The organism is Achromobacter ruhlandii, assembly GCF_002082135.1.
GTDB lineage: Bacteria > Pseudomonadota > Gammaproteobacteria > Burkholderiales > Burkholderiaceae_B > Achromobacter > Achromobacter ruhlandii.
This window is the reverse complement of the sequence record NZ_CP017433.1, coordinates 254,379-271,416: the sequence shown is the minus strand read 5'-3', so window position 1 is coordinate 271,416 and position 17,038 is coordinate 254,379. Positions and strand designations below refer to the sequence as shown.

18 protein-coding genes are annotated in these 17,038 nt (G+C 66.5%); 4 read left to right on the top strand and 14 right to left on the bottom strand.

All coding sequences use genetic code 11. The annotated features are described in order from the left end of the window. Positions 1–64: 64 nt before the first annotated feature. Positions 65–286, top strand: a complete 222-nt coding sequence (locus AruCF_RS01210; protein WP_049070645.1) for a DUF3717 domain-containing protein — start codon at positions 65–67, stop codon at positions 284–286. Between the two features lie 33 nt (positions 287–319). Here AruCF_RS01210 and AruCF_RS01205 read toward each other — a convergent pair whose 3' ends face one another. Genes AruCF_RS01205 through AruCF_RS01185 form a run of 5 tightly spaced genes read right to left on the bottom strand, consistent with a single transcriptional unit; the run spans position 320 to position 4,363 of the window. After that, the gene (locus AruCF_RS01205) at positions 320–925 is read right to left on the bottom strand and encodes an SCO family protein (protein ID WP_049070643.1); all 606 of its coding nucleotides are present in this window, start codon (positions 923–925) and stop codon (positions 320–322) included. A 17-nt stretch (positions 926–942) separates the two neighbouring features. Then, the gene (gene cyoE / locus AruCF_RS01200) at positions 943–1,833 is read right to left on the bottom strand and encodes a heme o synthase (RefSeq protein WP_006392377.1); all 891 of its coding nucleotides are present in this window, start codon (positions 1,831–1,833) and stop codon (positions 943–945) included. 13 nt (positions 1,834–1,846) lie between these two features. Continuing rightward, entirely contained in the window at positions 1,847–2,881 is a 1,035-nt protein-coding gene (locus AruCF_RS01195; RefSeq protein ID WP_049070642.1) for a COX15/CtaA family protein, read from the bottom strand. Between the two features lie 21 nt (positions 2,882–2,902). After that, positions 2,903–3,517 carry an SCO family protein gene (locus AruCF_RS01190; RefSeq protein WP_049070640.1) on the bottom strand — a complete coding sequence of 205 codons (615 nt, stop codon included), beginning with the start codon at positions 3,515–3,517 and terminating at the stop codon, positions 2,903–2,905. 48 nt (positions 3,518–3,565) lie between these two features. Continuing rightward, positions 3,566–4,363: an SURF1 family protein gene (locus tag AruCF_RS01185; protein ID WP_049070638.1), complete on the bottom strand. Its 798-nt coding sequence runs from the start codon at positions 4,361–4,363 to the stop codon at positions 3,566–3,568. A 36-nt stretch (positions 4,364–4,399) separates the two neighbouring features. On the opposite strand from AruCF_RS01185, the gene AruCF_RS01180 reads away from it, so the two are divergent. Then, positions 4,400–4,600, top strand: a complete 201-nt coding sequence (locus AruCF_RS01180; protein WP_006392373.1) for a twin transmembrane helix small protein — start codon at positions 4,400–4,402, stop codon at positions 4,598–4,600. 153 nt (positions 4,601–4,753) lie between these two features. Here AruCF_RS01180 and AruCF_RS01175 read toward each other — a convergent pair whose 3' ends face one another. From AruCF_RS01175 to coxB, 5 genes are all read right to left on the bottom strand, one after another. Next, positions 4,754–5,629 carry a cytochrome c oxidase subunit 3 gene (locus AruCF_RS01175; RefSeq protein ID WP_024067442.1) on the bottom strand — a complete coding sequence of 292 codons (876 nt, stop codon included), beginning with the start codon at positions 5,627–5,629 and terminating at the stop codon, positions 4,754–4,756. A 38-nt stretch (positions 5,630–5,667) separates the two neighbouring features. Next, positions 5,668–5,892, bottom strand: coding sequence for a DUF2970 domain-containing protein (locus tag AruCF_RS01170; RefSeq protein ID WP_006392371.1), 225 nt, complete (start codon positions 5,890–5,892; stop codon positions 5,668–5,670). A gap of 6 nt (positions 5,893–5,898) precedes the next feature. After that, on the bottom strand, positions 5,899–6,027 hold the full coding sequence (locus tag AruCF_RS29670) for a cytochrome oxidase small assembly protein (RefSeq protein WP_006392370.1): 129 nt from the start codon (positions 6,025–6,027) through the stop codon (positions 5,899–5,901). A gap of 35 nt (positions 6,028–6,062) precedes the next feature. Beyond that, complete coding sequence (gene ctaD / locus AruCF_RS01165; protein ID WP_049070636.1) at positions 6,063–7,670, bottom strand: cytochrome c oxidase subunit I; 1,608 nt, start codon at positions 7,668–7,670, stop codon at positions 6,063–6,065. A gap of 98 nt (positions 7,671–7,768) precedes the next feature. Then, on the bottom strand, positions 7,769–8,926 hold the full coding sequence (gene coxB / locus AruCF_RS01160) for a cytochrome c oxidase subunit II (RefSeq protein WP_049070634.1): 1,158 nt from the start codon (positions 8,924–8,926) through the stop codon (positions 7,769–7,771). Positions 8,927–9,220: 294 nt separating this feature from the next. Here coxB and AruCF_RS01155 point away from each other — a divergent pair, with 294 nt between their 5' ends. After that, positions 9,221–10,027 (top strand): NUDIX hydrolase, encoded by an 807-nt coding sequence (locus tag AruCF_RS01155; RefSeq protein ID WP_049070632.1) that lies wholly within the window; start codon positions 9,221–9,223, stop codon positions 10,025–10,027. A gap of 19 nt (positions 10,028–10,046) precedes the next feature. On the opposite strand, the gene AruCF_RS01150 is transcribed toward AruCF_RS01155, so the two are convergent. Next, positions 10,047–12,857, bottom strand: coding sequence for a cation:proton antiporter (locus AruCF_RS01150; RefSeq protein WP_049070630.1), 2,811 nt, complete (start codon positions 12,855–12,857; stop codon positions 10,047–10,049). A gap of 234 nt (positions 12,858–13,091) precedes the next feature. Here AruCF_RS01150 and AruCF_RS01145 point away from each other — a divergent pair, with 234 nt between their 5' ends. Next, positions 13,092–13,886, top strand: a complete 795-nt coding sequence (locus AruCF_RS01145; protein ID WP_495525001.1) for a metallophosphoesterase — start codon at positions 13,092–13,094, stop codon at positions 13,884–13,886. Between the two features lie 327 nt (positions 13,887–14,213). Here AruCF_RS01145 and rpoH read toward each other — a convergent pair whose 3' ends face one another. The 3 genes from rpoH to fghA all read right to left on the bottom strand — a co-directional run bounded on the left by rpoH (position 14,214) and on the right by fghA (position 16,928). After that, the gene (gene rpoH, locus AruCF_RS01140; RefSeq protein ID WP_006388088.1) at positions 14,214–15,098 is read right to left on the bottom strand and encodes an RNA polymerase sigma factor RpoH; all 885 of its coding nucleotides are present in this window, start codon (positions 15,096–15,098) and stop codon (positions 14,214–14,216) included. Positions 15,099–15,294: 196 nt separating this feature from the next. Further along, complete coding sequence (locus AruCF_RS01135) at positions 15,295–15,984, bottom strand: membrane protein (protein WP_049070626.1); 690 nt, start codon at positions 15,982–15,984, stop codon at positions 15,295–15,297. An 80-nt stretch (positions 15,985–16,064) separates the two neighbouring features. Further along, on the bottom strand, positions 16,065–16,928 hold the full coding sequence (fghA, locus tag AruCF_RS01130; protein WP_049070623.1) for an S-formylglutathione hydrolase: 864 nt from the start codon (positions 16,926–16,928) through the stop codon (positions 16,065–16,067). Positions 16,929–17,038: the final 110 nt, after the last annotated feature.

Below are 17,038 nucleotides of genomic sequence, written 5' to 3'. Positions count from 1 at the left end.
GGTGACGCTTCATTGCTGCACGCGTGCGGTTGGACAGGCCGCGCCATTCGTGGAAAATAGGACCATGAATGTCATCACCATGCCTCAGATCGAAGCGGCCATCAACTATTGGCGCAATCTCTCGCCCTCGACCGGCGACGAATCCCGCCTGTGCCCCGAGGCGGCCGCGCTGGCGGCGCCCTATGCCTTGATGATCATGTCGCACCGCCGCGAAATCCCGGCCGGGGAACTCGGCGACAAGGCGCGCGCCGCGCTGGCGGGCTGGATCGCCGCCGGCGGCGCCTGAAAACCGCGCCGGGCGCGGCCCCCGGCCGCTGGTTCAGCCCTTGAGCAGGGCCTGGATGTCGTGCACCAGGGCATCGACCCCGATGTTGTTGTTGGCCAGCACCCGCGATTCACCCTTGCCGTCCAGCAGGTAGAAGGCCGCGGTGTGGTCCATGGTGTAGTTGCCGTCCTTGGTCGGCGCCTTGGCGTAATAGGCCTTGAACGAGGCCGCCGCCTTCTTCACCTGGTCCGGCGTGCCGGTCAAACCCAGAAAACGCGGGTCGAACGCGGTTACGTATTGCTTGAGCACTTCCGGCGTGTCACGCTCGGGATCCACCGTGATCAGCAGCACCTGGACGCGGTCGGCGTCCGGGCCCAGCTTCTTCATCACTTCGGTCAGTTCGGCCAGCGAGGTCGGGCAGACGTCCGGGCATTGCGTGAAACCGAAGAACACCACCACCGCCTTGCCGGCGAAGTCCTGCAACGTACGCGTCTTGCCGTTGTAGTCGGACAGCTCCAGGCCGCGGCCCAGCTGGGTGCCGCTGATGTCGCTGCCCTTGAATTGGGGCGCATTGTCGCCGCAGGCGGCCAGGGCGGCGGTGAACGCGGCGGCCGTGGCCAGGCGCAGGGCCAGGCGCCGGCTGGCGGAAAATACGGACATCGACTCTCTCCAGGGGGTCAGATCAGCGCGACCCAGTGGTCCACCAGCAGGGCGCCGAACAGCAGCGCCAGGTAGAGAATGGAAAAACGGAACATGCTGCGCGCCAGCTCGTCGCTGTAGTTGCGGTACAGCCGCCAGGCGTACGACACGAACATGCCGCCCAGCACCAGCGCCGACGCCAGGTACAGCGCGCCGCTCATGCGGATCGCGGTGGGCAGCAGCGTGGTGGCGACCAGCGCGATGCTGTAGAGCAGGATCTGCAGGCGGGTGAACTGCTGGCCATGCGTCACCGGCAGCATCGGCAGGCCGGCCTTGACGTAGTCATGGTTGCGATACAGGGCCAGCGCCCAGAAATGCGGCGGCGTCCAGATGAAGATGATCAGCACCAGCAGCCAGGCCTCGGCCGGCACGGAATCGGCCACCGCCGCCCAGCCCAGCGCCGGCGGCATGGCGCCCGACAGGCCGCCGATGACGATGTTCTGCGGCGTGCGCGGCTTCAGGATGATGGTGTAGATGACCGCGTAACCGACGAAGGTGGCGAAGGTCAGCCACATGGTCAGCGGGTTGACCAGCGTGTACAGCACGAACATGCCGGCGCCGCCCAGCAGGCCCGACAGGCTCAGCACCTGGAAGGCGGAAATGGTGCCGCGCGCGGTGGCGCGCCGCGCCGTGCGCAGCATGCGGGCGTCGACTTCCTGCTCGATCAGGCAGTTGATGGCGAAGGCGGCGGCCGCCAGCAGCCAGATGCCGAGGGTGCCGAACAGCACGCGACGCATGTCCGGCACGCCCGGCACGGCCAGGAACATGCCGATCACCGCGCAGAACACCGCCAATTGGGTGACGCGCGGCTTGGTGAGAACGAAATACTGGCGGAGCAATCCGGATTGGGGAGCGGCAAGACTGGTCATCATGCACCCTATTTTAAACGCGCACCGAATTGGGGCCGTAGCCCCCGGCCGGCGCCCCGCCCGCGGTGGACAGGCGCACCATCAGGACCACCGCGGCCAGCGTCAGGCCGGCGGCCCCGCCATTGTGCAACACCGCGATCAACAAAGGCCACTGGAAGAAGATCGTCGTCAGGCCGGTCAGCAGTTGGGCCCCCAGCAGCGCCAGCATCAGCGTGGCCGGCCCGCGCAGGCCGCGGTCGGCCCGCAGGCGCCAGGCCAGCACGCCCAGGTACGCGAACACGACGAAAGCGAAATTGCGGTGCACCCAGTGGATCGCCGTCAGCGCCGGCTGCGAAATCATTTCCCCGGACGGCAGTTCGCCCAGCCCGCGGATGATGGAATAGCCGCCATGGAAGTCCATGTCCGGCACCCACTTGCCGTGGCACATGGGGAAATCCATGCAGGCCAGCGCCGCGTAGTTGGTGCTGACCCAGCCGCCCAGCGTCACCTGGATCAGCAGCAGCACGAAGCCGCCGATCACCCACGGTTTGAAGCGCCGCGCCGCGGCCGCCACGGCATGGTGCGGACGCTCGCGCGCCGACAGCCAGGTCATCAGCGCCAGCACCGACAGGCCGAACACCAGGTGCGCCGTGACCACGGCGGGCATCAGCTTGTGGGTCACGGTCCAGGCGCCGAACGCGCCCTGCACGCATACGGCCACCAGCGTCGTCACCGCCAGGGCCGGCGAGCGGCCCAGTTCGCGGCGGTAGCGCCAGGCCATGTAGACGATGCCGATGATCAGCATGCCCAGGATCGAGCCGACGTAGCGGTGGATCATCTCGATCCAGGCCTTGGACAAGGTCACCGGCCCGAACGGCATGGCCTGCGAGGCCTCGTGGATATCGCCCATCGCCCCCAGCGGCGTGACGCTGCCGTAGCAGCCGGGCCAGTCCGGGCAGCCCAGGCCCGAGTCCGTCAGGCGCACGAAGGCGCCGAACATGATCAGGTCCAGCGTCAGGAACCAGGTGAAGAATACGAGTTTGCGATACCGCGCTTTGATGCGTTCCATGGAAATCAACGAAATACCGATTCAACCGATGCGCGAGTTATAGACCAGCTTGCTGATGTCCTTGCGCACCTTCACGCCGTCGGCGTCGGCGGGATACTGCATCATCAGGTTGCCCAGGGGATCGATCACCCAGATCGGCTGCGCCAGGCCGGGCTGGCCGGCCGCGGCATCGCGCGCCAGCAGGAAGCGCGCCAGCTGGTCCGGATCGGCGCGCAGCATGATCGTGCCCTGGTAGGCCTCCAACACCTTGTCCGGCACCGGGCCGTCGTCGGTGATGAACCAGACGCGCGCCAGGCGATCGACGTTCTTGCCCTGGCTGGCGTGGGTATTGCGGGTGATGTAGAGCTTGCGGGCGCAGCTTTCCGGGCAGGCCGCGCCGTCGGCCGCGACCAGCAGCCACTTGCCCTTCAGGCTCTGCAGGTCGAACGGCTTGCCGTCCAGCGTGGTCAGCTTGAGCGCCTCGGGCGCGGGCACGGGCCGCTGCGGCTCGACCAGCCGGCCGTAGTTGCTGGCGTCCGCCGGCCACCATTGCGGGTTCATGTAGACCACGAAGGCCGCCACGATCGGCGCCAGCGTGCACAGGAACACCAGCACCATCGGCGTCAGCGAGCGCCGGGCGGGTTGGGAAGCAGTCATGTCGCGAGCCACGTTGATTCGAAATCCTGTTGTCGGGAAGGCCGCCGTTCAGGCCGCCGGGTCGTTGGCCGCGCGTTGGCGCATGCGCTTGATGGCGCCCCCCAGCACCACCAGCCACGCAATCGCGGCGAACAAGGCAAAAGAGAACCACTCTACCGCGTAGATCGTGTTCTGCTGGAAATTCACCGACGGCTGCGGCCAGTCGTGCACCAGCCCGTCGTCCTCGCCCAGGCCAAACTGGCTCACCACCGTGGGCAGCAGGGTCAGGCCGGTGGCGCGCGCAAGGGCGTCCAGCGGCAAGTTCTGCACCTGCGGCACGACGCCACCGGCGGCCGGCAGCGTGGCAGGCAGGCTGGAGGCGTCCTGGCCGCCCAGCGACCACAGCTCGAACATGCGCGGCACGCGCGGCGACAGCTCGCCCTTGATGGTCTGTACGCCTTCAGGCGCGGCGGGCAGCACCGGAGCGCCCTGGCCCTGGATCACCCGCGGCAGCCAGCCGCGCAGCACCAGCACCGCCGTGCGCTTTTCCGCATCCAGCAGCAGCGGCGTGGCCAGCCAGTAGCCCGGCTTGCCATCGTGGTTGCGGTTGTCCAGCAGTACACTGAATTCAGGCAGCCAGGTGCCGCTGGCCTGCGCCACGCGCCACGGCTTCAGGTCGGCCGGCGCGGTCGACGGCGCCAGCACCAGCGGCGCTTGCTTGCGGCCGGCCTCGATAGCCGCCAGAATGTCGCGTCGCTCGTCGGCCCGCCGCAGTTGCCATTGGCCCAGCGAGGCCAGGATCACCACGGCGATCCCCAGCAGGAGCAAAGCGGCTACCGTGTAGCGGGTTGAATGCGGTCGGGCCATCTGTATTGAATCAATCGATTTTGTCCGGAGACCATCATGCGCGTTTTCGTCGTACTGGCCTTCATCGGTATCCTGGCCAGTCTGGCATCCGCCCTGGTCTACCTGATGCGGGACAAAGGCAGCACCAACCGCACGGTCAACGCGCTGACGGTGCGCATCGGCCTGTCGGTGGCCCTGTTTCTGTTCGTGCTGTTCGCCCACCACATGGGCTGGATCGAAAGCACCGGGCTTAGATAGCCCCGCTGGCCGCCGGTTCCCGGCGCGCGTCCAGCCGCCTATTGGAACACGGACCGCCGTCGAGCGAAGGGCGAGGCCCGCGGCGCCGGTTTCCCGGCGGCCCGCCAGCCTCGCCCCGTCCAGCCGCCGGCCCGGCAGCGCCGGGCTCGCGCCTCAGAACCAGTAGACGAACAGGTACAGGCCCAGCCACACCACGTCCACGAAGTGCCAGTACCAGGCGGCGCCTTCGAAGCCGAAGTGGTGATCGGGCCGGAAATGGCCGCGCATCAGGCGGATCAGGATGACCGTCAGCATCGTGGCGCCCAGGATCACGTGGAAGCCGTGGAAGCCGGTCAGCATATAGAACAGCGAACCGTAGGCGCCCGAATTGAACTTCAGGTTCAGCTCGGTGTACGCATGGTGGTATTCGGCGGCCTGGCAGGCCACGAAGATGAAACCCAGGATGACCGTGGCGGCCAGCCAGAACATGGTCTTGCCGCGATGGTTCTCGCGCAGCGCGTGGTGGGCGATGGTCAGCGTCACGCCCGAGCTCAGCAGCAGCGCGGTGTTGATCGTCGGCAGCCAGAAGGGGCCCACGGTCTGGAAGTGCTCGACCACGCCGGCCGGGCCGAAGTTGGGCCACACCGCCTGGAAATCGGGCCACAGCATCAGGCGGTGGTCCATGTCGCCCAGCCACGGCGTGGTGATGGTGCGCACGTACCACAGGGCGCCGAAGAACGCCGCGAAGAACATCACTTCCGAGAAGATGAACCAGCTCATGCCCCAACGGTACGACCCGTCGATGCGCTTGCTGTTCATGCCGGCCTCGGATTCCTGGATAGCGTCGCCGAACCAGTAGTACAGCACCACGATCAGCGCGATGAAGCCGGCCAGCACCGACCACTTGGCCCAGCTCACGCCGTTGATCCAGCCGGCCGCGCCCAGGCCCATGAGCAGCAGCGCCACCGCCGTGCGCACGGGATGCCCCGAATCGGCGGGCACGTAGTAATAGGGTGCCTCTTTACCTTGAACCGAGTGGCTTGCACTCATGGCTTTCTCCCTGGTACTGATTTATAGAATTAAGTGATTCAAGTCAGGCTGGAAACCGCCCAACGCACAATTAACACCAGCACGGTCACGAAGATCGCCGCCGCCAACAGTCCCGCCACGATCACGTGCACGGGATTGAGCCTGGCGCTGTCCTCGCGGTAGCCCGCGCCCTTGCGGACGCCGAAAAACCCCCACGCCACCGCCTTCATCGTCTGAAGAAAACTCAGCTTGCGCTGGGCGGATTCACGCAGGTCGTCGCTCATGGTTCGCTAGCCGCCGATGGCCTTGCCCGTCAACAGCGCCGAACCGCGGAATACGGTCCAGGCGAACACGGCAATGACGAATACCAGCAGAATCAGTCCTGCGATCTTGTTGCGTCGGCGCTGCTCGGGGGTCATTGCCATGCTGCCTGTTGCGGGGTTGGAATCGGCGCTCACTTGACTTCGGGCGGCGTCTCGAAGGTGTGGAACGGCGCGGGCGACGGCACCGTCCATTCCAGGCCTTCGGCGCCTTCCCACGGCTTGGCGGTGGCCTTCTCGCCCTTGCCCATGTAGCAGCGCAGCACCGCCCACAGGAAGATCAGCTGCGACAGGCCGAACCAGAAGGCGCCAATGGTGGCGATCTGGTGGAACGTCGTGAACTGCGCGGCGTAGTCGGCATAGCGGCGCGGCATGCCGGCCAGGCCCAGGAAGTGCATCGGGAAGAAAGTCACGTTGAACGAGATCAGCGTCGACCAGAAATGCAGCTTGCCCAGCTTTTCGCTGTACATGCGGCCGGTCCACTTGGGCAGCCAGTAGTAGGTGCCGGCGAACAGCGCGAACAGCGAACCGGCCACCAGCACGTAGTGGAAGTGGGCCACCACGTAATACGTGTCGTGCACCTGGATGTCGATCGGCGCCACCGACAGGATCAGGCCGGTGAAGCCGCCCATGGTGAACACGAAGATGAAGCCGATCGAGAACAGCATCGGCGTCTCGAACGTCATCGAGCCGCGCCACATGGTGGCGACCCAGTTGAACACCTTCACCCCGGTCGGGATGGAGATGAGCATGGTGGCGTACATGAAGTACAGCTGGCCGGTCACCGGCATGCCCGTCGTGAACATGTGGTGGGCCCAGACGATGAACGACAGCACGGCGATCGAGGCGGTGGCGTACACCATCGAGGCGTAGCCGAACAGCTTCTTGCGGGCGAACGCGGGCACGATAGCCGACACGATGCCGAACGCCGGCAGGATCATGATGTAGACCTCGGGGTGCCCGAAGAACCAGAACACGTGCTGGTACAGCACCGGGTCGCCGCCGGCGGCGGCGTTGAAGAAGCCGGTGCCGAAGTGGCGGTCGGTCAGCACCATGGTGATGGCGGCGGCCAGCACCGGCATCACGGCCAGCAGCAGGAAGGCGGTGATCAGCCAGGTCCAGCAGAACAGCGGCATCTTCATCAGCGTCATGCCCGGCGCGCGCATGTTCAGCACGGTCACGATGATGTTGATAGCGCCCATGATCGAGGACGCGCCCATGATGTGCATGGCGAAGATGGCCAGGTCCATGCCCGGGCCCATCTGCAGCGACAGCGGCGCGTACAGCGTCCAGCCGGCGGCGGTGGCGCCGCCCGGCACGAAGAACGAGGCCGTCAGCATGATCGCGGCCACCGGCAGCAGCCAGAAGCTGAAGTTGTTCATGCGGGCGAAGGCCATGTCGGACGCGCCGATCTGCATCGGGATCATCCAGTTCGCGAAGCCCACGAACGCCGGCATGATGGCGCCGAACACCATGATCAGGCCGTGCATGGTGGTGAACTGGTTGAACAGCTCGGGGCGGAAGAACTGCAGGCCCGGCTCGAACAGCTCGGTACGCAGCAGCAGCGCCAGCGTGCCGCCTTCGAGCAGCATGACGAACGAGAAGATGAGATACATCGTCCCGATGTCTTTGTGGTTGGTGGCGAAAAGCCAGCGGCGCCAGCCGGTGGGGGTGGCGTGGTGGTGGTCATCGTGACCGTGGCCGTGGCCCGGCGACACGTGGTCTACAGTGACGCTGCTCATGATGGACTCCTTCCTGCTGAGTGCCGGCTCCGTTCCACGGAACCGGCAGGGTATCTCTGACTAAACGGAACCAGCTCTGCGTTGGGAAGCGGACGCGATCAACGCGCGGCCGCCACGTCCTTCGGCATCACTGTCGGGTCCTGCCCCTTGCCGGCGTTGCTCCAGGCATGGCGCGTATAGCTGATGACCGCGGCGATCTCGACATCATTGAGCTGGGGACCGAACGCCGCCATGGCGGTGCCGGGCTTGCCCTTCAGCACGGTGTTGATCTGGGCGGCTTTCGGGCCCAGCACAACCTTGTCTCCATCGAGGGCGGGGAAGCTGCCCGGGATGCCCTTGCCGTTGGCCTGGTGACAGGCCACGCAATTGGCGGCGAAGACCTTCTCGCCACGGGCAACCAGTTCGGCTTCCGTCCACTCTTTATTGGGATCGTCGGCGTTTGCCGCCATCTTCTTCTTTTGGTCCTCAACCCACTTATCGTAGTCCGCTTGCGCCAGGACTTCCACGACGATGGGCATGAAGGCGTGGTCCTTGCCGCACAGTTCGGCGCACTGGCCGCGGTAGATACCGGGCTTTTCGGCGCGGAACCAGGCGTCGCGCAGGAAACCGGGGATCGCGTCCTGCTTGACGCCGAAGTCCGGGATCATCCAGGAGTGGATGACGTCGGCGGCGGTCAGGACGACGCGCACCTTCTTGTCCACGGGCACCACCATGTGGTTGTCCGTTTCCATCAGGTAGAACTGGCCCTTGGGCTCGCGGCCTTCGATCTGGGCGCGCGGCGTGGACAGGGTGGCGAGGAACTTGACGCCAGCGGCGGGGCCGTCGAGGTATTCGTAGCCCCACTTCCACTGGTAGCCGGTGACCTTGATGGTCAGGTCGGCGCTGGAAGTGTCTTTCATGGCGACGACCGTCTTGGTGGCCGGCAGCGCCATGGCGATGACGATGATGAAGGGGATGACCGTCCAGGCCACTTCCACGCCGAGGTGTTCGTGGAAGGTCGCGGCCTTGTGTCCGCGGGATTTCCGGTGCGCCCAGATGGAGTAGAACATCACTCCGAAGACGCCCACGAAAATCACAATACAGATCGTGAGCAGTAGCCAGTGCAACCACATGACATCACGCGTGATCTGCGTAACGCCTTCATGCAGGTTCAGCTGATTGACCTTCGGGCCGCCGGGCATGTCTTGCACCTGGGCAATGGCCGCGCTGCCAATCAGCAGCGCACAAGCGCCCAGTATCCCTCTCCACTTCTTCATGCTTACCTCGAAACACGGCGCGAGGGCCCTTGTCGCCTGTTGGCACGGATGTCACTGCAACAGGACTACGCGCAATTATTAGATGGCAGGGTTAGGCAGGGGGAGATAGAGCGGCCCCCGCGTTCCCACTCGAAATCACAAAGAAACTGGCGGATTATAGCGGACGCGCAAATGGATGTAAGTTTGTGCTCTTGAATTCATACCGCCCGCCCCCATCTGCGCGCGTTCGTTCACGACCCAGGGTAAACAGGGGTGGCATAAAATCGCGGACAGTCTTATTAACACCGCCTCACGATGCCCAAACAGTTGTCCGATCTGTATGCCGCCCTGAGCGCACGGGCCCAGGAGCCCGCCCCGGTTGGCGCGCACGCGCTCTATATAGCGGGGCGCCGCTGCGGCTGGGCCACGCATGCCGCCTGCGATGCCTTGCAGGGCGCCGCCCATATCGAGTCCGATGCCGACGCCTTGCACATCGGCGCGAGGCTGTCGCCCGGCCCGGCCCTGGACGCGGCGCTCGAACAGGTCGCGCAACTGTTGCGCCAAGCCAACTGCCTGCGCGGCTGGCGCGATGAACTGCTGGATGTGCTGGATGGCGATACCGCGCTGGGCGTCATCGAGCGCGCCGCGGTGCGGCCGCTGGGCCTGCTGACCAAGGCCGTGCACCTGAACGCCTGGACCCCGGATGGCCGCATCTGGATCGCCCGGCGCGCGCTCAGCAAGTCCACCGACCCCGGCATGTGGGACACCCTGGTGGGCGGACTGGCCGGCAGCGGTGAATCCCTGGAAACCGCGCTGGTGCGCGAATGCGGGGAGGAAGCCGGCCTGGACGCGCCGGACCTGACGCGGCGCACGCCGCTGCGCACCATCCTGCGCATCCATCGCCGCCTGCCCGAGGGCTACCAGGTCGAGGACGTGCTCACCAGCACCTGTGTGCTGGCGGCCGACGCCCGGCCGGCGAACCGCGATGGCGAAGTCATGGAAATCGACGCGGCCGACGTCGACACGGTCGTGCGCCGCGTGACCGAAGGCGAGTTCACGCTGGAAGCGGCGCTGGTGATCCTCGAAGACATCATGCGGCGCCGCGCGGCCGGCGAAATCTGAACCGGCGCGCCGCCCGCCGTCAGGCGCTGGCGCCCCCCGGCGCCGCGTCCGATTCACGCGTTTCAACCTGGCGCGTCTCGACCTGCCGCGGCGTGACCGACGGCGTTTCGGCCGGCTGCGTCTCGACCTGCCGCGGCGTGGCGGCATGGGTCTCGACCTGCTGCGGCACGGCCGGCCGCGCCTCGGACGCGCGGGGCGCGCCCGGTTCGGCCGCCCGCAGCGCCTGCACCGCCCGCGTATCCAGTTCGCTGTCGGCACCCGCGGCCTCGGCCGCTTCCGCCGCCTGCGCCGGCGAGGGCACCGGCGCCTGGATGGGCGCCTGCGCCTGCGCCGCATTGGCCTGCGAGAACTGCTTCCACACCTCGATGGCGCGCAGGCGCTGCTTGGCCACCACCTGGATGCGCTCGCGCAGATGTTCGTCGCGCGCCAGCAGGGCATGGAAATCGCGCGACGACAGCATCAGCAGCTTGCTGTAGCCCAGCGAGGTCACCTCAGGCGCGATCTGCTGTTCGCCCAACAGCCCGAGTTCCCCGAAGAACTCGCCGCTGCCCAGTTCGATCATGGTGTTGTCCGGCAGGTGCACCGCCACCGCGCCCGACGCCACGAAACACATCTCTTCGCCATGCCGGCCCTTGGTCAGCACGCGCTGGTCGGGCAACGACAGGCGCGGCTTGAGCAGTTTGCTGATGGCGCGCAGCGAATCGGCCGACAGCCCCTCGAACAGCGGCACGCGCTTGATCAGGTCGGCCGCGCTCATCTCGATGTCCAGCGGCGGATGCGTGTCGATGTGCGCCCAGCGGCTCTTCAACTGCGCCATCAGGTCGGCGTAGACCTCGCCGCTGATCAGGAACTGTTCCAGCATGTCGCGGTAGCGGATCCGCTCCAGCTCGCGCGCCACCCGGCCCAGATAGCTTTCCTGCAACCACTGCGCGTACGACGGATATTGCAGGTTCAGCGCCTGCATGGCGTTCTCGATCAGGTCCAGGCGGCGCTGGTGCAGCGCCACGATGCGCTGTGTGGCGGTCTCGCCCAGCAGCGGCGTGATCTGTTCGCGCGCGAACACGATCAGGCGCTGCGCCACCGACCGCTTGCTCATCAGGTTGGCGAAACGCTGGCCAAGTTCGCGCGCCAGCCAGCCCTGGAAACCGAACAGGTAGTGCACCCGCAGGGCCAGCCGGAAGCCGGTGGAATAGCGCACGTCGGCGACGATGGCGCGCTCGAAGCCCGGCACCCCGCCCATGCGGATCGCGTCCTCCAGCCGTTCGGCCCGCGCCAGCAGCGTTTCCGCCATGCGCCAGTCGACGATCTGCGCCTTGAGGATGTCGAAGAACATTTCCTCCTCGCGCTGCGCCACGATCGCCAGCCCGACGGCCACGCGCTGCTCGTCGCTCATCTGGCTGACCTGGCCGTCGTGCACGCTGGTCAGGCTGGCGTCGAACACCGCGCGGATGCGGTCGCGCACCTCGCTGCCGATATGCTCGGTCTTGGCCACTTCCTCGGTCTTGCCCTGCAGGTCCTCCAGCGCCACCGCCAGCGCCTGGTTGCGGATAGTGCGCTCGACCGGCGACAGCTGGTTCAGCCCCAGCATGCGGATCAGCGGGCGCAGGCTGATGCCATTGACGAACAGCGTCAGCAGCACGAAGCCGGTGGTGGCCACCGCGATGAACTGGCGCGCCTCTTCGGCCACGCCGGTCTGCTCGGTCACGGCCAGCGCCAGCGCCAGCGACACCGCGCCACGCAGGCCGCCCCATAGCATCACCACCTTGTAGGGATTGCTGACCTTGGTGCCCAACTTGGTCAGCCCCAGCAACGGCAGCAGCCCGAACACCACGATGGCCCGCGCCACCAGCGTCGCCACGAACACCACCGCCACCAGCACCAGTTCCTGCCAGTCGGCCGCCGCCATCAGCTTGGGGATCAGCATGGCCGCGAACAGGAAGATGAGGGAGTTGGCCCAGAAGCCGAATTGTTCCCAGGCGCTCGACAGGTACTCGAAGGTGGTGGGCGACATGCGGGTGCGGCCGGTCGACCCCACCACCAGGCCGGCGATCACCGTGGCGACCACGCCCGACACGTTCAGGTAGTGCTCGGAGATGAAGAAGGACAGATAGGCCAGCGTCAGCGTCAGCGTGATCTCGGCCGTGGGAAAGCCGCGCAGCCAGGCGAACAGGAAACAGGCCAGGCGCCCCATGGCGAAACCGGCGATGCCGCCGCCGATGAAGTGCACGATGAAATCATTGAAGATGCCGCTGGCGGTCAACTCGCCATGGCCGCCCAGCACCGCCAGCAGCACCGAGTACAAGGCGATGGACGCGGCGTCGTTGAACAGGCTTTCGCCTTCGACCAGCGTGGTCAGGCGCTTGGGCGCGCCCACCTCGCGGAAGATACCCACCACCGCCACCGGATCGGTGGTCGCCACGATGGCGCCCAGCAGCAGGCAGACCACCAGGCCATAAGGCGAGATCGCGTTCAGCGTCACGCCCACCACCACGGTGCACACCACCACGGCCACGATCGCCATCATCAGGATCGGGCCGATGTCGTCCATCAGGCGCCGCACGTTCATGGACAGCGCGGTCTCGAACAGCAGCACCGGCAGGAACACCATCAGGAAGGTCTCGGAGGAAATCTCGAATCGTTCCAGCGAGTCGAGGAAATCGCCGATCCAGCTCGGCGCCCAGCCATGGACGTGCACGATGATGCCCAGCAGGCAGCCGACGATCGCCAGCAGCACCGAGTACGGCAGCTTGAGGCGACCGGCCAGCGGCGGCATGAAGCACACCAGGGTCAACAGCCCGGCCAGGCCGAATACGAGAAAACCTACATCCATGGATAGCGCCGCGTCCCGATCATGAAGCTTGTGAGAAGTTCGACAAGAATAGCGGGTTTTCCGGTCGATTCCGGCGAACAGATTGTTCGGACGCACGTTTCGTTACCCCGATCGGGCCACGCGATACGCGCCGCGACGCGATTTTTCGGTAAGGTAGGGGGCCGTGCAGAAACTTCGCAGGAGCCGCACTTGGCACGCGTCCACACCCTGGCCCGGCGCAACGATGCCCCGGCCATGCTTGTCCAATTGACCGATTGCCATCTGTTCGGCGAGCCCGACACCGTGATGCTGGGCGTCAATACCGACGCCAGCCTGCGTGCCGTGCTGCGCCAGATCGAAGCCGACGGCAAGCACCCCGACCTGCTCCTGGCCACCGGAGACCTGTCCCAGGATGGGGAGCCCGCCGCCTACCGACGCCTGGCCGCGCTGCTGGAGGCCGCGCCCGCGCTGGAGCGCGCCCGCATCCGCTGCCTGCCCGGCAACCACGACCTGCCGTCCGCGATGCGCCAGGAACTGCCCGAATGGTCGACGCCGGTGAGCGACGTCGGCGCCTGGCGCGTGATCTCACTGGACACCACGGTGCCCGGCTCGAACGCCGGCCACCTGCCCGACAGCGAACTGGACATGCTGGAGGCTGCCCTGGCCGAAGCCCCGGGACGCCATACGCTGCTGGCCATGCACCACAACCCGATGCAGATCGACAGCCACTGGCACGACTCGATGATGATCGACAACCCGCAGGCGCTGTTCAAGCGGTTGACCCGCTGGCCGCAGGTGCGGGTACTGCTGTGGGGCCACGTGCACCACGAATTCGATCGCCGCCGCCATAACTTGCGCCTGCTGGCCACGCCGTCCACCTGCTTCCAGTTCAGCATCCGCGACGGCAAGCATGTGGTCGACAACCTCGCGCCCGGCTACCGCTGGATCAAGCTCTACCAGGACGGCTCCATGGCGACCGGCGTGCGACGCGTGCAGGACGCGCTGTGGCATGCGGCGCAGGCCGGGCCGGACAGTGCGCAGGCGGCCTGAACCGGCCGCGCGCGTTTCGCGCGCGCAATAAAAAACGGGGCACCATATGCGTGGTGCCCCGCAAGCATCCGTCTCATAGGGGAGGGGAAAGAGGAGAAGCCGAGACGGATGACAAGACTGCTAACCGAAGTTCGCGGTCTACGTGAAGTTAGGCGGCCCGAACTTCATTAAGTTTCTGAAATTGCGCGTTAATTCGAGGCGAATTTGTATCAATTTATTGGCGCGCCAGGATAGCCCCGCCTCGACGTCCAATCCGGGCGCCATGCGGCCGTCGCAAGAAAAAGGGCCGCGAATTCGCGGCCCTTTTCATGCTTGCGGCGGGGAGATTCAGGCGGCCAGGTTGCCACGCATCTTCTTCAACGCGGCGGCCTCGATCTGGCGGATGCGTTCGGCCGACACGCCGAATTCCTGCGCCAGTTCGTGCAGGGTGGCGCCACCGTCGTCCTGCAACCAACGGGCCTCGACGATGCGGCGCGAACGCGGGTCGAGCGCTTCCAGCGCGCTCGACAGCCCCGAGCTCTGCAACTGGTCGCGGGCGGCGCGCTCCAGCACGCGGGTCGGTTCCTGGCGGCCTTCGTCGGACAGGTAGGCGATGGGCGCGTAGCTGTCGTCATCGTCGTCCTGGTTCTCGAGCGACATGTCGCGGCCGGACAGACGCACTTCCATTTCGCTGACGTCTTCGCGGCGCACGTTGAGTTCGCGCGCGATGTGGTCCACCTGTTCCGGATCCAGCGTCTGGCCGTCCGGGCGCATGCTGCGCAGGTTGAAGAACAGCTTGCGCTGCGCCTTGGTGGTGGCCACCTTGACCAGGCGCCAGTTGCGGATGATGTATTCGTGGATCTCGGCCTTGATCCAGTGCACGGCGAACGACACCAGGCGCACGCCGCGCTCGGGGTCGAACCGCTTGACGGCCTTCATCAGGCCGACGTTGCCTTCCTGGATCAGGTCGGCGTGGGGCAATCCATAGCCCAGGTACTGGCGCGCCACCGACACCACCAGGCGCAGGTGCGACAGCACCAGTTCGCGCGCGGCGCCCAGGTCTTCGCTGTCGCGCAGGCGGCGACCGAGTTCGGTTTCACGTTCGGCCGACAGGACCGGCAGGCGGTTCACGGCCGAGATGTAGGCGTCGATGGTGCCGAGCGCGCCCGGATTGGCGATGGCCAACGCCAGGGCGTTGCCGGACGTGGCCAACGAGGTACTGGGTTGCTTCATTGCGGCGGTCTCCGGAAGGCGAAGGGGTAAAGACATGGATTCGATGTTAGCACTCTAGTAAAGGGAGTGCTAATTCGACTATTGCGGCGCGTCAAAGTTTCCTCCACGCAATGCGACCCCATTTTAATTTCCGACTTGTTCCCAGGGCTATGCCGCCTTCGCCGGGCGGGTCCGCCACGGAGCTGGACGCCGCTGGCTACCACCCCAGGCGCTTCAATCCCGCCGCGGTGGCTTCGCCGTCCGGGCGCACGAACAGCGCGCCGCGGGGATCCATGAACACCTGGTACTTGGCGCCGTCGAACAGGGGCATGTAGGCCGCGCTGCCGAATTGGACATCGACGAAGGGGAACCAGTTCGGGAAACTCTGCTTGAGCGAGCCCAGGTCAGGCGCCGGCCAGTCATCCAGGGCATGGACCGAGCGCGTGGCCGCGGCTTCGCGCGCGGCGTCGCTATAGCGGCCGGACAGGCGTTCCAGGCGGTACAGCGGCGGCGCGCCGGCCATCAGGGCGGGCAGGCGCCAGCGCACCACGCGAGCGTCGATCTGCCATTGGTCGCCGTACAGCACATATTGCTTGGCGCCGACCCCGGGCGCGGTGGCGTTGACCTGGTATTGGCCCTCGGCCTGCTGGCGCACCTCGATACGGGCCACGGGCTCGTCGGTGGTCAAGCGGAAGAATTGCACCAGCGACAGGGCCAGCAGCCCCGACACGCCGCCCAGCAGCAACAGCATCAGGCCGAACAGGCGCCGCACCGGGCGGAACTGGAAGGTCCGCCGGCCGCGCTCGTCGCGCGGGCCGCCCCGGCCCAGCAGCATCGCCAGGCCCGGCAGGAACACGATCACCGCGGCCAGCAGGATCCAGACGAAGGGAGCGATTCCGTTGATCAAATCAGGCGATCCTATGCAGGGAACGCCGTGGCCTGGCACCGGGCCTGCCACGACAGGCCGCCCAGTATAGAAGCGGGGCGTCAGGCGGCCGGTTTTCCAAGCCGTTCGACGTGAAACCGGATGTGATCCTCGATAAACGTCGAGATGAAGTAATAGCCATGGTCGTAACCATCCTGGCGGCGCAGTTCCAGCGGCTGGCCGGCGGTGGCGCAGGCGGCCTCGAATACCTCGGGATACAACTGCTCGGCCAGGAACTGGTCGGCCGTGCCCTGGTCGACCAGGATGCCTGCCGGAAACGGCTGGCGCAGGCCGCGCATCAGCGCCGAGGCGTCGTAGGCGGCCCAATCGTCGGGGTTGTCGCCCAGGTAGGCGCCGAACGCCTTCTTGCCCCAAGGGCACAGGCTGGGCGCCGCGATCGGGGCAAAGGCCGAGACCGAGCGGTACTTGCCCGGGTTGCGCAACGCCAGCACCAGCGCGCCGTGGCCGCCCATCGAATGCCCGAAGATGCCGACCCGGTCGGCGTCGCCGGGCAGGGCGCTGGTAACGAGGGCGTGCAGCTCGCGCGTCACGTAGCTGTCCATGCGGTAATGGGCGCGCCACGGGCCGATGGTGGCGTCCAGGTAGAAACCGGCGCCGGTGCCCAGGTCCCAGCTTTCATCTTCGCCGGGCACGTTGGCCCCCCGCGGGCTGGTGTCGGGCGCCACCAGCATCACCCCCAGCTCGGCGGCCAGGCGCTGGGCACCCGCCTTGATCATGAAGGTTTCCTCGGTGCAGGTCAGGCCGGCCAGGTAGAACAGCACCGGCACCTTGCCCTGTTCGGCCTGCGGCGGCACGAACACGGAAAAGCGCATCGGCAGGCCGATCTCGGCCGACTCGTGGCGGTAATAGCGCTGCGAGCCCCCGAAACAGCGATGCTGGGAAATGAGTTCCAGGGCGGCGGGCATGGCGGGGGTCTCCGGGTCTGAAAGTGAAGAAAATTCGGGCGGGATTAGGGTATATCCACGTTACGACGATCCGTCGCCGAATGTTAACCTGCCCGAAACGGAGTCCTTCC